Annotated in this window: 14 protein-coding genes; 8 read left to right on the top strand and 6 right to left on the bottom strand. The window is 72.1% G+C overall.

The genetic code is table 11. The features are described from left to right. Positions 1 to 40: 40 nt before the first annotated feature. Complete coding sequence (locus ACWERV_RS30560; RefSeq protein WP_452939192.1) at positions 41 to 973, bottom strand: phosphatase PAP2 family protein; 933 nt, start codon at positions 971 to 973, stop codon at positions 41 to 43. 416 nt (positions 974 to 1,389) lie between these two features. On the opposite strand from ACWERV_RS30560, the gene ACWERV_RS30555 reads away from it, so the two are divergent. The 3 genes from ACWERV_RS30555 (at position 1,390) to ACWERV_RS30545 (ending at position 7,437) form a co-directional block, all read left to right on the top strand. Beyond that, positions 1,390 to 3,429: a glycosyl hydrolase family 28-related protein gene (locus tag ACWERV_RS30555; RefSeq protein WP_452939189.1), complete on the top strand. Its 2,040-nt coding sequence runs from the start codon at positions 1,390 to 1,392 to the stop codon at positions 3,427 to 3,429. A gap of 247 nt (positions 3,430 to 3,676) precedes the next feature. Continuing rightward, positions 3,677 to 6,277: a YfhO family protein gene (locus ACWERV_RS30550; protein ID WP_452939187.1), complete on the top strand. Its 2,601-nt coding sequence runs from the start codon at positions 3,677 to 3,679 to the stop codon at positions 6,275 to 6,277. Then, the gene (locus ACWERV_RS30545) at positions 6,274 to 7,437 is read left to right on the top strand and encodes a cystathionine gamma-synthase (protein WP_398182263.1); all 1,164 of its coding nucleotides are present in this window, start codon (positions 6,274 to 6,276) and stop codon (positions 7,435 to 7,437) included. The genes ACWERV_RS30550 and ACWERV_RS30545 overlap by 4 nt, the downstream gene beginning before the upstream one ends. A 14-nt stretch (positions 7,438 to 7,451) precedes the next feature. On the opposite strand, the gene ACWERV_RS30540 is transcribed toward ACWERV_RS30545, so the two are convergent. The 3 genes from ACWERV_RS30540 to ACWERV_RS30530 all read right to left on the bottom strand — a co-directional run bounded on the left by ACWERV_RS30540 (position 7,452) and on the right by ACWERV_RS30530 (position 8,963). Then, complete coding sequence (locus ACWERV_RS30540) at positions 7,452 to 7,799, bottom strand: hypothetical protein (protein ID WP_452939184.1); 348 nt, start codon at positions 7,797 to 7,799, stop codon at positions 7,452 to 7,454. Beyond that, complete coding sequence (locus tag ACWERV_RS30535; RefSeq protein ID WP_452939181.1) at positions 7,796 to 8,314, bottom strand: sigma factor-like helix-turn-helix DNA-binding protein; 519 nt, start codon at positions 8,312 to 8,314, stop codon at positions 7,796 to 7,798. Before ACWERV_RS30535 ends, ACWERV_RS30540 begins: the two co-directional genes overlap by 4 nt. Before the next feature lie 115 nt (positions 8,315 to 8,429). Next, the gene (locus ACWERV_RS30530) at positions 8,430 to 8,963 is read right to left on the bottom strand and encodes a MarR family winged helix-turn-helix transcriptional regulator (protein WP_398182273.1); all 534 of its coding nucleotides are present in this window, start codon (positions 8,961 to 8,963) and stop codon (positions 8,430 to 8,432) included. 293 nt (positions 8,964 to 9,256) lie between these two features. Here ACWERV_RS30530 and ilvA point away from each other — a divergent pair, with 293 nt between their 5' ends. The 3 genes from ilvA to ACWERV_RS30515 all read left to right on the top strand — a co-directional run bounded on the left by ilvA (position 9,257) and on the right by ACWERV_RS30515 (position 12,734). Beyond that, positions 9,257 to 10,486 (top strand): threonine ammonia-lyase, encoded by a 1,230-nt coding sequence (ilvA, locus tag ACWERV_RS30525; RefSeq protein ID WP_398182276.1) that lies wholly within the window; start codon positions 9,257 to 9,259, stop codon positions 10,484 to 10,486. Between the two features lie 371 nt (positions 10,487 to 10,857). Next, positions 10,858 to 11,883, top strand: a complete 1,026-nt coding sequence (locus ACWERV_RS30520) for an ATP-binding cassette domain-containing protein (protein WP_452939178.1) — start codon at positions 10,858 to 10,860, stop codon at positions 11,881 to 11,883. Beyond that, positions 11,880 to 12,734 (top strand): ABC transporter permease, encoded by an 855-nt coding sequence (locus tag ACWERV_RS30515; RefSeq protein WP_398182282.1) that lies wholly within the window; start codon positions 11,880 to 11,882, stop codon positions 12,732 to 12,734. Before ACWERV_RS30520 ends, ACWERV_RS30515 begins: the two co-directional genes overlap by 4 nt. 124 nt (positions 12,735 to 12,858) lie before the next feature. Here ACWERV_RS30515 and greA read toward each other — a convergent pair whose 3' ends face one another. Both greA and ACWERV_RS30505 read right to left on the bottom strand, forming a co-directional pair. Next, positions 12,859 to 13,356, bottom strand: coding sequence for a transcription elongation factor GreA (gene greA / locus ACWERV_RS30510; protein WP_398182285.1), 498 nt, complete (start codon positions 13,354 to 13,356; stop codon positions 12,859 to 12,861). 178 nt (positions 13,357 to 13,534) lie between these two features. Further along, positions 13,535 to 13,963 carry a DUF4307 domain-containing protein gene (locus tag ACWERV_RS30505; protein WP_398182288.1) on the bottom strand — a complete coding sequence of 143 codons (429 nt, stop codon included), beginning with the start codon at positions 13,961 to 13,963 and terminating at the stop codon, positions 13,535 to 13,537. 123 nt (positions 13,964 to 14,086) lie between these two features. Between ACWERV_RS30505 and mca the strand changes: the two genes are divergently transcribed. After that, complete coding sequence (gene mca, locus ACWERV_RS30500; protein ID WP_452939175.1) at positions 14,087 to 14,959, top strand: mycothiol conjugate amidase Mca; 873 nt, start codon at positions 14,087 to 14,089, stop codon at positions 14,957 to 14,959. A gap of 6 nt (positions 14,960 to 14,965) precedes the next feature. Further along, a complete protein-coding gene (locus ACWERV_RS30495; protein ID WP_452939172.1) occupies positions 14,966 to 15,220 on the top strand; it encodes a hypothetical protein in 255 nt (84 codons plus the stop codon). Positions 15,221 to 15,388 lie beyond the last annotated feature (168 nt).

The following is a 15,388-nucleotide window of genomic DNA, read 5'->3' as shown; positions in this document are numbered from 1 at the left end:
GCGGGGCACCCGTTTTTCAGGGGCGCGGGGAACTGCGCGCTCAGCCCCCACCGGGGCGCGGGTCGTCACCGGCCCGGAGGGGCAATTCGGTCCGATCCGGACCACCGGCCGGTGGATGGTTGCTCGCGCCGTTCCCCGCGCCCCCAAAACGCTCACCGCCCTGCGCAGCAGCCCGGCGCAGGGGCCAGGTCCAGTCGCGGAGGGGGCGCGGGGAGGAGGGTTCGGGCATCGGGCCCGGGATGAGGGCGAGGGCCAGCGCGAGGAGCAACGCCCCGACGGCACAGTCGAGCCAGTAGTGGTTGGCCGTGCCAACCACGACAAGCATCGTCAGCAGCGGATGCAGCAGCCACAGCCAGCGCCAGCGGGAGCGGTGGGACGCGATGAGGCCCACCGCGATCGCCAGGGCCCAGCCGACGTGGAGCGACGGCATCGCGGCGAACTGGTTCGCCATCGAGTGCGTCTCGGGTTTGCCGTAGACCGCGGGCCCGTACACCGCCGCGGTGTCGATCATGCCGTCGCCGGGCAGCAGCCGCGGCGGCGCGAGCGGGAAGAGCAGGTGGCCGAGCAGGGCCAGCATCGTCTGGATGACGATCGCGCGCCGGATCCACAGGTAGTGCGCGCGCCGGCGCACGAACATGTAGCCCAGGAAGAGCAGCATCGCCGGGAAGTGCACCGTGGCGTAGAGGTAGTTGGCGATGTGTACGAGCGTGTGGCTGTGCAGCAGCAGTTGCTGCACGGAGTGTTCGCTGGGCAGGTGCATCGCGCGCTCGAACGACCACACGTGGTCGGCATGGTGGAACGCGTCCTCGGTGTGGCCGTTGGCGATCTTCCGCCCGTACTTGTAGACGGCCTGGACGGCGACGAGCAGCGCCAGTTCCGGGAGGAGGTGGGGGAGCCGGTCGGGGAGCGGGATGCGGGGTGGTCGGGGGAGCAGCCTCCGGGTGCCGTACGCCGCCGACGTCGCACTTCCCATACCCATTCCTCAGCCCCTGTCGTCCGCCGCTGCTGACTTCCGGTGCCGTACCGTCCCCGTCGCCTGCCCCGCAGAGCCGACGCCAGTCCGACTGCTCCGGACATCCTGCCAAAGCGGCGGCGAAATGTCCGTGAGGTGAATCCCACACCGATCCGGCTCAACCGTCCCGTGGCGTCCGCTTTCGGCCAGGGCCTCTCCCGTCCGCCGGTTCGCGTCCGTCCCATCCGTCGCCGCAACGCGCTGAACGTCGGCCGCAAGAATCGCGCAATCTCATGAAGTTGCTCGGCACGGATGCGAAATACCCCGCGCACGCACCTTGTGCGGCTGGTCCGGAGGGTCCTAAATTCACCCTCACTGCCGCCGCCCGCGCGCGGCGGAACCCCCACCTGAGGTGTCCCGAGAGAATCGAGCTGTCGATGGCGAGATGGTCAACAGGCCCGCGGCGAAGAGCCGTTGTGACGGTCGCGGCAGTCACCGCGACCGCCGCGGCGTTCGGCGTGCTGGGCGCCGGAGCGGCGGCGGCCAAGGGGGCGGGGCAGGCCGGGCAGGGCAAGGCCCAGGTCACCCGGGCGGCGCTGGATCCGGCGCTGACGGCCGGGCGCGGCGCGAGCGTCGGCTTCGCGGAGCAGGAGGCGGAGAACGCGGTCACGAACGGGACCGTCATCGGGCCCGGCCGGGACGCGTACACGCTGCCCGCGGAGGCGTCGGGCCGCAGCGCGGTGACGCTCCAGCCGGGGCAGTACGTCGAGTTCACGCTGCCGAGCGCGGCCAACGCGATCAACGTGCGCTACAGCATCCCGGACGCGCCCAAGGGCGGCGGGCTCACCTCGCCGCTGAAGGTGGGCGTCGGCGGCACGACCAAGACGATGACGCTGACCTCGCAGTACGCCTGGCTCTACAACCTCTACCCGTTCTCGAACGACCCGACCGCCGACATCCTGCACCCGGACTACTGGGTCACCGAGTGCTCCTGCGTCCCGCAGGACACCACCCCGGCGCCGGTCTTCGCCAAGCCCTTCCGGCCCAACCACTTCTACGACGAGCAGCGGCTGCTGCTGGGCCGTACGTACAAGGCGGGCGAGAAGGTGCGGCTGACCGTGCCCGCGGGGGCGGCGGCCACCACCGTCGACCTGCTGGACTCGCAGCTCGTCGCGCCGCCGAAGGTGGATCTGCTGGCGGCCAACGTGCTGCTGTTCGGCGCCGACCCGACCGGGCACCGCGACTCGGCGGCGGCGATCGACAAGGCCGTCGCGTTCGCGCAGCGCGCCCACCTCAAGGTCTACATCCCGCCGGGCACGTACCAGGTCAGCCGGCACATCGTCGTCGACCACGTCACGATCGAGGGCGCGGGCAGCTGGTACACGATCCTCAAGGGCCACCAGGTGGACCTCGCCACGCCCGCGCCCGACGGCAGCGTGCACACCGGGGTCGGCTTCTACGGCAAGGACGCGGCCCAGGGCGGCAGTTCGGACGTCCACCTGTCCGGTTTCGCGATCGAGGGCGACGTCCGCGAGCGCATCGACACCGACCAGGTCAACGGCATCGGCGGCGCGCTCAGCAACTCCACGATCGACGGCCTGTACATCCAGCACACCAAGGTCGGCATGTGGTTCGACGGGCCGATGAGCAACCTCAAGATCAGCAACAACGTGATCGTCGACCAGATCGCCGACGGCATCAACTTCCACACCGGCGTGACGCGTTCGGTCATCTCGAACAACTTCCTGCGCAACACCGGTGACGACGCGCTCGCGCTGTGGTCGGACAAGGTCGAGGACGCGGGCAACACCATCGACCACAACACCGTGCAGACCCCCGTCCTCGCCAACGGCATCGCCCTGTACGGCGGTACGGACAACACCGTCTCGGCGAACCTGATCGCCGACCCCATCCGCGAGGGCAGCGCGATCCAGGTCGGCTCCCGCTTCGGCGCCGAGCCCTTCACCGGCTCGCTGAAGATCACCGACAACACCACGGTGCGCGCGGGCACGTACGAGCTGAACTGGAACATCGGGCTCGGCGCGATCTGGTTCTACGCGCTGGAGAAGAACATCGACGCCGACATCCAGGTGACCGGCGACCACTTCCTCGACAGCACCTACAACGCGATCATGCTGGTCACCGACTTCCCGGTGAAGGACCAGTACAAGATCACCGGCGTGCACTTCAAGGACATCCAGGTCGACGGCACCGGCACCTCCGTGCTCAGCGCCCGGTCCGCGGGCGGCGCGACCTTCGAGAACGTCGACGCCCGCAACGTCGGGGCCGTGGGCATCAACAACTGCGGCTCGTTCAACTTCACCCCGGCCGGCTCGGAGTTCACCGTGACCGACCTCGGCGGCAACGACGGCGGCGGCACCACCGGCCCGTGGCTCGCCCCGTGGGAGCTGCCCAACACGATCACCTGCAACGACCGCCCGGACGTCGTGGCCCCGCCCGCACCGTCCGCGTGGTGACGCACCCGCACCGCTAGCACGACCGGCCGCCGGCCGCCCGGGTCCCTGACACCCGGGCGGCCGGCGGTTTCGCGCGTACCCCGGGAGATCCGGCGATTCCCGGCGTTCACCCGGTCGCGCCCCGGGGTTCGCCCCGTGGTCGAGGCGGTGTCGCCGGGCCGGTGTGGGATGGCTGGTCGCACCCGTGCGGTGACAGGACCCGCGGGCCGGACGCACCACGCGCAGCGCACCACAACCCGGAGGACCCGTGTCCGCAGCCGAGGCCGTATCGGCCCAGGAGAACCCCGCAGGCCCTGCCCCCCGGCCGCCGCGAGCCCCCGGCGGACGGCTGCGCGCGTGGGCCCTGGGCAGCACCGCGCTGCGGGCGGGCGCCGGGGCCGCGGTGCTGGCCTGCGTGCTCTTTTGCCTCGGCGGCGCGCTCGCCGGCAGCTACCCGCTCGGCTCGCACACCCGCAACGTCGTCGACCTCGGCAACCAGTACCTGCCCTACCACGTGTACTGGCGCAAGGTGCTGACCGGCGGCGCCGACGGCGACCTCTTCGTCAACTGGAACTCCGGCTTCGGCACCAACTTCCTCGGCGACATCGGCACCTACCTGAGCAGCCCCTTCGACCTCATGGTCGTGCTCTTCCCGGCCGACCGCCCGGAACTGGCGCTCTACGTCATCACCGTCGCCAAGGTCACCGCGGCCGGAGCGGCGATGGCGGTGCTGCTGCTGCGGCTGCGCCGCGGGCCCTGGCCGCTCGCCGCACTGCTCGGGGCCGCGTACGCGGTGTCCGGCTGGACGCTCGACAACGGCGCGGTCGTCCCGATGTGGCTCGACGGCCTGTTCGCCTTCCCGATGCTGTGCCTGGTCGGCGAATGGGCGCGCACCGCCCGCCGCCCGGTGATCGCGCCGCTGGTCGTCGCGCTCGCCTGGATCTCGAACTTCTACACCGCCTACATGGCCACCCTCGGCGCCGCGATCGTGCTGCTGGTGCGCCTCTTCACCACCGAGGGCAGCGAGACCGCCCGCAAGCGCCTGGTCACGCTGCTGCACGCGGCCCGCGGGATGCTCATCGGCGTCGGGCTCGCCGCCCCGCTGGTGCTGGTGATCTTCAAGGCCACCAAGGTCGCCGACCCGACCCCCAAGGTGACCTTCGAGCCCGCCGCCTGGGCCGACATCGCCGCCCGCTTCCTGCCCGCGACGACCAGCACCGCGACCCCCGCCCTCTACATCGGCACCCCCGCACTCGTCCTCGCCCTGACCCTGCCCTTCAACCGCGCGGTCGCGGTACGGGTACGGGCCTGGTGGTCGGCCGCCGCGGTGCTCGTGACGCTGTCGCTCAACTGGGAGCCCACCCACCTGGTCTGGCACGCCGGGGCCTCGCCCAACGGGGTGCCCTACCGGCAGACCTTCGTGCTGTGCGGGCTGCTGCTGATCGCCGGATGGCTGTCCGCCGCCGACGGGCTGCCCGCGCTGCCGGCGCTGCTCGGCGGCACCGCCCTGGTGCTGCTCATCGCGCTCGCCGGGCACGGCCGCGAGGCCGACGACCGCTGGACCTACCGCGTCTTCGCGCTCGCCCTGCTCCTCGGGCTGGCCGCAGCCGCCGCGCTGCTGCTCCGGCAGCGGTACGGGTGGGGCGCGCGGGCGCTGCCGGCCGCCGCCGTCGTCCTGCTGCTGCTCGCGCAGGGCGGGGAGTCCGCGGTGTCCGCGAGCCGGGTCGTCAAGGACCAGCTCAAGGAGGTGTCCTGGACGCCGCGGCTCGGCCCGGCCCAGCAGGACATGGCCGCCGCGGTCGCCGCCAAGGACGACTGGCCGCGCTCGCGCACCGACCCCGGCGACGTGCCCGGCGGCAACGACGAACTGGTCGTCGGCGGCCAGGGCGCCGAGTACTACAGCAGCCTCACCTCCGACATCACCTCCTGGACGCTGTCCGAGCTGGGCTTCGGCTACTACGCCAAGGGCCGCCACCCGGTGACGCTCGACAACCCGGTCACCGACGCGATCTTCTCCATCGGCACCCGCATGCACTCCACCCCCACCGCGAAGCCCAGCAGCACCGCGCTGCCGCGCGCCACCACGACGTCCACCACCACCCCGGTCCCGCCGCTGGTCACCGTCCGCCCCGACCTGGACCTCGCCCGTACGGCCCCGCGGTGGACCGACTCCGCCTTCAGCAACCAGGAACTCCTGCTCGGCACGAAGGTCTACGACCAGCCGCACGTCACCACCGCCGGCACCGGGACCGGCGCCGCGCTGCTCACCGCCACCTGCGCGCCCGGCGCACAGGTGTTCTTCTGGGCCCCGCAGTTCAAGGGCACCGCGACCCTGGACGGCGGCACGCCGGTCGGCGTCGACGGCCACCTGCCCGCGGTGCGCGCCCCGATGGTGCCCGTCGGCACCGTCCCCGCCTCCGGGCAGGCCCGGGTCGCGCTCGGCTTCTTCGGCCACCTGCGGCTCCCGCGGCAGCCCCTCGGCTGCCTGGACCGCGGTCGGCTGACCACCGCCGTGCAGAAGCTCACGGCCACCGGGGCGACCGCCGTGCACATCGACGGCCACCACCTCTCGGCCACCCTCCCGGCGGGCAGCACGGGCACCGCGCTCGTCGCCGTTCCCCGGATCGAGGGCTGGAGCTGCTCGGCCGGCGGCGGTTCGGCCAGGCCCGCCCACAAGTACCTCGGCCTCATCGCGGTGCCGCTGGACGGCAGGACCACCACGCTGGCCTGCGACTTCACCCCGCCCGGCCTCAAGCTCGGCGGCGCGGCCGGGGGCGCGGCACTCGTCGCCCTGATCGCGACGGGCCTGTGGTACCGGCGGGTGAACCGCCGTGCGGGGGCCGCCGGGGCACTACCCTCGGCGGCATGAGCGATCAGCACACCGATCAGCACGGCGGCCAGTTCGAGACCCTGGCCATCCACGCCGGGCAGCCCGCGGACGCGGCCACCGGCGCCGTCGTGACACCGATCTACCAGGTGTCGACGTACAAGCAGGACGGCGTCGGGGGCCTGCGCGGCGGCTACGAGTACAGCCGGTCGGCGAACCCGACCAGGACCGCGCTCGAAGCCAACCTCGCGGCCCTCGAAGGCGGCCGCCGCGGCCTCGCCTTCGCCTCCGGTCTCGCGGCCGAGGACTGCCTGCTGCGGACGGTCCTCGCGCCCGGCGACCACGTCGTCATCCCCAACGACGCCTACGGCGGCACCTTCCGGCTCTTCTCCCGGGTCGTGGAGCGCTGGGGCGTGTCCTGGTCGGTGGCCGACACCTCCGACGTCCAGGCGGTCCGCGCCGCGCTGCGCCCGGAGACCAAGGTCATCTGGGTCGAGACGCCGTCCAACCCGCTGCTGGGCATCTCCGACATCGCCGCGCTCGCCGGGGTCGCCCGGCAGGCGGGCGTGCGGCTGGTCGTCGACAACACCTTCGCCAGCCCCTACCTCCAGCAGCCGCTCGCGCTCGGCGCGGACGTCGTGGTGCACTCCACGACCAAGTACATGGGCGGCCACTCCGACGTCGTCGGCGGCGCCCTGGTCACCTCCGACGCCACGCTCGGCGACGAACTCGCCTACCACCAGAACGCGATGGGCGCCGTGGCCGGGCCCTTCGACGCGTGGCTCGTCATGCGCGGCATCAAGACGCTCGCGGTGCGCATGGACCGGCACAGCGCCAACGCCACCCGGGTCGCCGAACTGCTGACGGCCCATCCGAAGGTCACCCACGTCCTCTACCCGGGCCTGCCCGAGCACCCGGGCCACGAGACCGCGGCCAAGCAGATGCGGGCCTTCGGCGGCATGGTGTCCTTCCGCGTCGCGGGCGGCGAGGAGGCGGCGGTCGAGGTGTGCAACCGGGCGGAGCTGTTCACGCTCGGCGAGTCGCTGGGCGGCGTCGAGTCGCTCATCGAGCACCCCGGCCGGATGACGCACGCCTCCGCGGCGGGCTCCGCGCTCGAAGTGCCCGCCGACCTGGTGCGGCTGTCGGTCGGCATCGAATCCGCCGACGACCTGCTGGCCGACCTCACGCAGGCGCTCGGCTGAGCACCACCCTCACCTCACGGCACGAGGGGCACGAGGGGCACACGGGGCAGGCGGGGCAACAGCGGCGGCGGGACGCGCGCCAGGACCGTCTGCCCCCACCACGTGCCGTCGCCCGCGCCGCCTCCGCCACCGCCGCCTCCGCCGCCCGTGTCGTCCGGCCCGTACAGCACCGCGAGCACGATCCCCGCCACCAGCGCGGCCGCCAGCAGCACCCACAGCACCCGCGCGAGGACCCGGCGGCGGCGGACCGTACGCCGTCCCCGCGCGGTCGCGTGCGCGACCAGGCCCGCGGGCACGATCGGATGCGGGGTGTCCAGCAGCCTGCGCACCTCGTCGTCACGCCGGTTGCGCGCCGGGCTCACCGGGCCGCCCCGTGCACCTCGCGGGGCGGACGGCCACCGGCCGGAGACCCGTCGCCCGCGCGGACCTCGGCCACGCTGCGGGGCGGCGGGCCCGGCGGGCGGCTGCGCAGCGTCGCGGCGGCGCGGGCGCAGATCGCCCGGACCCGGTCGGTGGGCAGGCCCAGTTGCGCGGCGGTCTGCTCCTCGGCGACGCCCTCGAAGTAGCGCATCGTGATGATCATCCGCTCCTGGGCGGTCAGCCGGTCCAGCACCCCGCCGTGCGGCCTGCGCCAGAACGGACGGGACGCGAAACGCCGCACCAGCTCGGCCCGCGCCTGGTCGTACGGGTCCTCGGAGCGCATCCGCAGCCAGTCCGCGTAACAGCGGGCGAGCGTCGCGCCGAGCAGCCGCTCGGCCTGCTCGCGGTCGCCGGTGAGCAGGGTCGCGGTGTGCAGCAGGCGTCCTGCCGCCCCGGCGGTGAACGCCGCGAACTCGGCGTCCCGTCGGGTCTCCGCTGCCGCCCGGCGCTTCCCCACGCGGCCATGGGACGGCAACCGGGTGTTCCGGGTCAAGACCTGTGCCCGCCCCCCTTGCGGCCGGTTCACCACCGGCTCGCGCCCGGCGCGCGCGCCGCCCCGCCGGCCCGGCCGCTCACGCCCCGGCGGCCCCGCCCGCCCCGCTGGCCGCGCCCTGCACCGCCGGGTCGTCGTCGCCCCGGCTGAGCCCGGCGTGCCAGTCGGCGAGCCCGGCGTTGAAGCGGATGAGCAGCGCGGTGAACAGCTCCCGCTCCTGGTCCGTCCAGCCCTCGGTGACCTGGGCCATCAGCCGGCGGCGCGAGTCGCGTACGTCGTCCAGCCGGGCCCGGCCGCGCGGCGAGACCGCGAGCACCACGGCCCGCCCGTCGTCCGGGTGCGAGGTGCGCTTGACCAGGCCGGTGTCGACCAGCGGGGCCACCTGCCGGGTCACCGTCGAGGAGTCGATGCCCATGGACTCCGCGAGCGCCTTGACGCCCATCGGGCCCTCCCGGTCGAGCCGGTTGAGCAGCAGGTAGGCGGCGCGGTCCATGGAGTTGCGGGCCTTGCCTACGCCGCCGAGCCGGGTCTGCTCGGCACGGCGCGCGAAGAGGGCCACCTGGTGCTGGAGGCGCTCCAGGAGTTCGGTCGAGGTCTCCGTCGGTTTGGACATGACCTTGAAGCTCGCGTTCTGTCGATTCAACAAGAGGGAGGGTGGTGCTGCGCGGTGGAACGGGGGTGGTGCGGTGGAACGGGGGTGGTGCGGAGGATCGTCGGGAGGATAAGAGGCTCGAAGGGGCGGGAAGTTGGGATGAAGAGTACGCGGCCGGACCGCCCCAGTTACCCCGCACGCACAAACCGCAACCGGGTCCTGACCCTGCCGTGCGGCCCGCGGCGCACCCCTGCCCCCGGGCGTGTCACCCCACCCTGCGCGCCCCGCGCCGAACCGGCTGCGAGACTGGTCGTATGGAACGACCGGTTTCCGCCGCGACCCACCCGATCACCCTCGACGACGTGCGTGGCGCCCACAAGATGCTCTCCGGCGTGGCCCGGACGACCGCGCTGGAAAGCAGCCGCCATCTGTCGTCCGTCATCGGCTCGCCCGTCCACCTCAAGTGCGAGAACCTCCAGCGCACCGGCTCCTTCAAGATCCGCGGCGCGTACGTGCGCATCGCGGGCCTGCGCCCCGAGGAGCGCGCCGCGGGCGTGGTCGCGGCCAGCGCCGGCAACCACGCGCAGGGCGTCGCGCTCGCCGCCTCGCTGCTCGGGGTGCGCTCGACCGTCTTCATGCCCGTCGGTGCCCCGCTGCCGAAGGTCGCCGCGACCCGCGACTACGGGGCCGAGGTGCGGCTGCACGGCACGGTCGTGGACGAGACGCTGCGGGCCGCGATCCGCTACGCCGAGGAGACCGGGGCGGTCTTCATCCACCCCTTCGACCACCCCGACATCATCGCCGGGCAGGGCACGGTAGGCCTGGAGATCCTGGAGCAGTGCCCCGAGGTGCGCACCATCGTGGTGGGCATCGGCGGCGGCGGCCTCGCGGCTGGTGTCGCGGTCGCGGTCAAGGCGCTGCGGCCCGATGTGCGGATCGTCGGTGTGCAGGCCGCGGGCGCCGCGGCCTACCCGCCCTCGCTCCAGGCGGGCCGCCCGGTCGCGCTCGGCCAGGTCGCCACGATGGCCGACGGCATCATGGTCGGCCGCCCCGGCGACGTACCGTTCGCGCTGATCAGGGACCTGGTCGACGACGTCGTCACGGTCTCGGAGGACGAGCTGTCGTCGGCGCTGCTGCTGTGCCTGGAGCGCGCCAAGCTGGTCGTCGAGCCCGCCGGGGCCAGCCCGGTCGCGGCGCTGCTGGCCGCGCCGGACGCGTACGAGGGGCCGGTCGTCGCGGTGCTGTCGGGCGGCAACGTCGACCCGCTGCTGCTCCAGCGCATCCTGCGGCACGGCATGTCGGCGGCGGGCCGCTACCTCTCGCTGCGGCTGCGGCTGACCGACCGCCCGGGGGCGCTCGCGACGCTCCTGGGGGTGTTGTCAGTGGTCGACGCTAACGTGCTGGACGTCAGTCATGTGCGGACCGATCCGCGGCTCGGGCTCACCGAGGCGGAGGTCGAACTGCACCTGGAGACCAAGGGTCCCGAGCACTGCGCCGCGGTCGGCACGGCGCTTGAGGACGCCGGGTACGTGGTCATCGCCTGACCCCGCGCGGGTCCGTCGCCGGTCGTGTACGCGCCAGGGTTGACGCGATATATCGCGTCTGGCATTCTCGCGGTGTATCGCGAAAGTGCCACCCCGGCCGTCCGCGTACGGCACTGGCGCATCCGGTTCCCACCGGTTTCGCCGGGTTCGTCAGAAGTTTTGGCGTTTATCCGTTCGCGCAGGGCGGGGCATCAGGCGATCATCGGCTGTCGAGCGGCAGCCGATGAGTTTCGGCCGACCGACCGGTCGTACAGCCGTAGTCGTACAGCCGTACAGCCGTACAAGCCAACCAGCAGTCGCAGCCCTCCGGGCACCACGAGGGCTTCACGCACCAAGCGCACGCTATGCAACGCGAGGGACGGGAGCGAAAAATGCCGGGCGCCATCCATGCCGAAGGTCTGGTCAAGACCTTCGGCGATGTCAGGGCACTGGGGGGAGTGGACCTTGACGTGCCGGAAGGCACGGTCCTCGGTTTGCTCGGGCCCAACGGGGCGGGGAAGACCACCGCCGTCCGCGTCCTGACCACACTTCTCCAGCCGGACAGCGGCACCGCGACCGTTGCCGGTATCGACGTGGTCAAGCACCCCAACGAGGTCCGCCGGCACATCGGCCTGTCGGGCCAGTTCGCCGCCGTCGACGAGTTCCTCACCGGCCGCGAGAACCTCCAGATGGTCGGCGAGCTCTACCAGCTCAGCGCCAAGGCCGCCCGGCGGCGGGCCGACGAGCTGCTGGAGCGCTTCAACCTCGCCGACGCCGCCAACCGCATCTCCAAGACCTACTCCGGCGGTATGCGCCGCCGCCTCGACCTGGCCGCCGCCCTCGTGGTCAGCCCGCCGGTGATGTTCATGGACGAGCCCAGCACCGGACTCGACCCGCGCAACCGCCAGCAGCTGTGGGAGGTCATGGAGGACCTGGTCGCGGGCGGCACCACCATGCTGCTCACCACGCAGTACCTGGAGGAGGCCGACCACCTGGCCCACGACATCTGCGTCATCGACCACGGCAAGGTCATCGCCCGCGGCACCTCCGACCAGCTCAAGGCGCAGACCGGCGGCGAGCGCGTCGAGGTCGTCGTCCACGACCGCGAGCGCATCGAGGACGCCGCCCGCGCCCTGCGTCAGCACGGCAAGGGCGACACCAAGATCGAGCAGCACACCCGCCGGATCACCGTCCCCATCACCGGCGGCGCCAAGCTGCTCGCCGAGATCATCCGCGACCTGGACGCCCAGGGCGTCGAGATCGACGACATCGGCCTGCGCCGTCCGACGCTCGACGACGTCTTCATCTCCCTCACCGGCCACGCCGCCGAGGTGCCGGAGAACGGCGACGACGACGAGGAGTCCGGGTCCGGGGAAGGCGCCGCCTCCGGCAGCACCGTGAAGGAGGGCGCCAAGTGAGCGCCACGACCGAGACCCCGCAGCTGACGCTGGCGCCCAAGCCGCGCGGCGGCATCACGCAGTCCGCCCACGACTCGCTCGTGGTCGCCAAGCGCAACCTGCTGCGGATGATGCGCATCCCCGAGGTCGTGATCTTCGGCCTCGTCCAGCCGATCATGTTCGTGGTGCTGTTCAGCTACGTCTTCGGCGGCTCCGTCAACGTCGGCAACTCCACCAGCGCCACCGACTACCGCAACTTCCTCATGGCGGGCATCTTCGCGCAGACCGTCACCTTCGCCACCGCGGGCGCCGGCGCCGGTATCGCCGACGACATGAGCAAGGGCCTCGTCGACCGCTTCCGCTCGCTGCCGATGGCCCGCGGCGCCGTCCTCACCGGCCGCACGCTCGCCGACCTGGTGCAGACCGCGCTCACCGTGGTGGTGCTCGCGTGCGTCGGCCTGCTGGTGGGCTGGCGGATCCACAACGGGCTGCCGAAGATGTTCGGCGCCTTCGCGCTGCTGCTCCTGCTGGGCTACGCGTTCTCCTGGATCGGCGCGCTCATCGGCCTGTCCGTGCGCAGCCCCGAGGCGGCCACCTCCGGCGGCCTGATCTGGCTCTTCCCGGTGACGTTCGTGTCCAACGCCTTCGTGTCGACGCAGTTCATGCCCGCGTGGCTGCGGCACGTCGCCGACTGGAACCCGTTCAGCGCCACCGTGCAGGCCTCCCGCGTGCTCTTCGGCAACCCGGGCGTGAGCCAGTCCGGGGCCTGGCCGATGGAGCACCCGGTGTGGGCGTCGCTGATCTGGTCGCTGGTCATCATCGCCGTCTTCCGCACCTGGGCGGTGCACAAGTACCGCTCCGCGACGGCCTGACGCCGCTCCGCGGACAGCCCGCGGAACGGCCTGACGCTGTTCTCGCGGACCGCCCGCGGACATGCGGGAGCCCCCGGCGGCCGGACCGCCGGGGGCTCCGCTGCGTCCCGCTCGTCCCCGCGGGTCAGCCCTGGTAGGGCTTGACCTCCAGAACCTTCACCGACGCCGACTTCCCGTTCGGCAGCTCGTACGTCGCGTCCTCGCCCGCACGCTTGCCCGCCACACCGCGGCCCAGCGGCGACTGCGGCGAGTACGTCTCCAGGTCGCTGGAGATGCCCTCGCGCGAACCCAGCAGGAAGGTCAGGGTGTCGTCCGGGTCACCGTCGAAAGCGATCGTGACCACCATGCCCGGGGCGACGACACCGTCGTCCGCCGGGGCCTCGCCGACCTTGGCCGTCTCCAGGATCTGGGTGAGCTGCCGGATCCGCAGCTCCAGCTTGCCCTGGTCCTCGCGCGCCGCGTGGTAACCGGCGTTCTCCTTGAGATCGCCTTCCTGGCGGGCTTCCTCGATCTTGGCGACGATCTCGGCGCGCGCCGGACCAGACAGGTGGGCCAGCTCGGCCTTGAGCTGGTCGTACGCCGCCTGAGTCAGCCAGGTGACGTTGTCGCTGGTCTGGGTCACAGAGTGCTCCTCGTCGGTACTGTCGTGAAGAATTGCATTGCCACCGGTAGCCGGGACGAAACCACGAGCCTAACAATTACCGGGGACGGACGGGAGCGGATAAGTCCGCAGAACGCGTCAGAAAATCGCCCGCCCGGACGGCCGCCGCCGAGGCCCGGAAAGGGGTCGTACGGCCCGGTCAGCTGCCGGACGCAGTGGTGCAGCCGAGCAGCTCGCCGGTCTCGCCGCGGGCGGTCGTGCGCACCGTGACCAGGGTGTCCACCTGCTTGGTGTGCTGGTCGATCCGGACGTCCTTGCGGCCGACCTCGTTGTGGTCGGCGTCCACCGAGCGCAGCGTGCACACCGTGACGGCGTCCTTGCCCTTGTGGACCTCCAGGTGGATCTGCACCTCCTGGTCGGACACCGCCTCGAAGGCCACCACCTGCGCGCTGACCTTGTCACCCGAGAGCGTGTCGTAGCCGTACCAGCCGACACCGGCCGCGACGAGCACACCCGCCACGATCGCGGCGATCCGCAGCTTGCGGTCCGCGCGCGCGTCGGCGCCGGGGCCGTAGCGGCCCGCGGGCGGCGTCGGAGTACCGGTCGCACCGGCCTGCACAGCCGTCATGATCGTCACTCCCGTTCACTGGCCGCGGAATTATTCGTCCCCCCGCTCGGTCACTATAGGAGGCGTGCCCTCTCCGCCGATCGAGGGGGTTCAACGGATCACCGGACTTTGAGGACAGCAGCCTTGACCGAGCAGCTTCGACTGATGGCCGTACACGCTCACCCCGACGACGAGTCGAGCAAGGGTGCCGCCACCATGGCCAAGTACGTGTCAGAGGGGGTGGACGTGCTGGTGGCCACCTGCACCGGTGGCGAACGCGGCTCGGTCCTCAACCCCAAACTCCAGGGCGACCCCTACATCGAGGAGCACATCCACGAGGTACGGGCCCGCGAGATGGACCTGGCGCGCGAGATCCTGGGCGTCAAGCAGTCCTGGCTCGGCTTCGTCGACTCCGGCCTGCCCGAGGGCGACCCGCTGCCCCCGCTGCCCGAGGGCTGCTTCGGCCTCCAGGACGTCGACGAGGCGGCCGGCGCGCTCGTGAAGCTGATCCGCGACTTCCGCCCGCACGTCATCACCACGTACGACGAGAACGGGGGCTACCCGCACCCCGACCACATCATGACCCACAAGATCAGCATGGTCGCGTTCGACGCCGCCGGCGACCCCGAGCGCTACCCCGAGGCCGGCGAGCCCTGGACACCGCTCAAGCTCTACTACAACCAGGGCTTCAACAAGCCCCGCACCCTCGCGCTGCACGAGGCCCTCGAAGCACGCGGCATGGAATCCCCGTACGGGGAGTGGCTCAAGCGCTGGGAGGATTTCTCCCGCCCCGAGCGCAACATCTCCACCCACGTGCCGTGCGCGGAGTTCTTCGAGATCCGCGACAAGGCGCTGCTCGCCCACGCCACCCAGATCGACCCCGACGGCGGCTGGTTCCGCGTCCCCATGGACCTCCAGCAGGAGGTCTGGCCCTACGAGGACTACGAGCTCGCGAAGTCCCGGGTGGACGTCTCCCTCCCCGAGGACGACCTCTTTGCAGGCATCAGGAAGGCCTAGGCGACAATGGGAGGCGTGATTGCATCCCAGGCCTCCCACGCCGTCTCCGGCCACCCCCTGGTTCACCTCGCCGAGGTGAACCAGGACAAGGTCACGCCGGGTCTCCTCGGATTCGTGATCTTCGCTGCGATTGCCGCGGGGCTGTGGTTCCTCATGAAGAACATGGGCAAGCAGATGAAGAAGATCGACTTCGAGGAAGAGCAAGCGCCTCCGGCGGTTGACCGCACGAAGACCCCGGCCCCCAGGACCCCCGGGTCCTGACCCCCGTCGGGGGGTGCCCTTGCGCGGGGGCGCGCTTCCTCCCGTCCGGGGGGTGCCCTTGCGGGGGGCCGCGCCCGTTTTTCAGGGGCGCGGGGAACTGCGCGGCCCGCCCCCACCGGCCGGTGGTCCGGATCGGACCGAAGAGACCCTTTGGGTCGGTATCCGACC

It is taken from the genome of Streptomyces sp. NPDC004031 (assembly GCF_053604375.1).
This window is presented reverse-complemented; position numbering and strand designations above follow the sequence as displayed.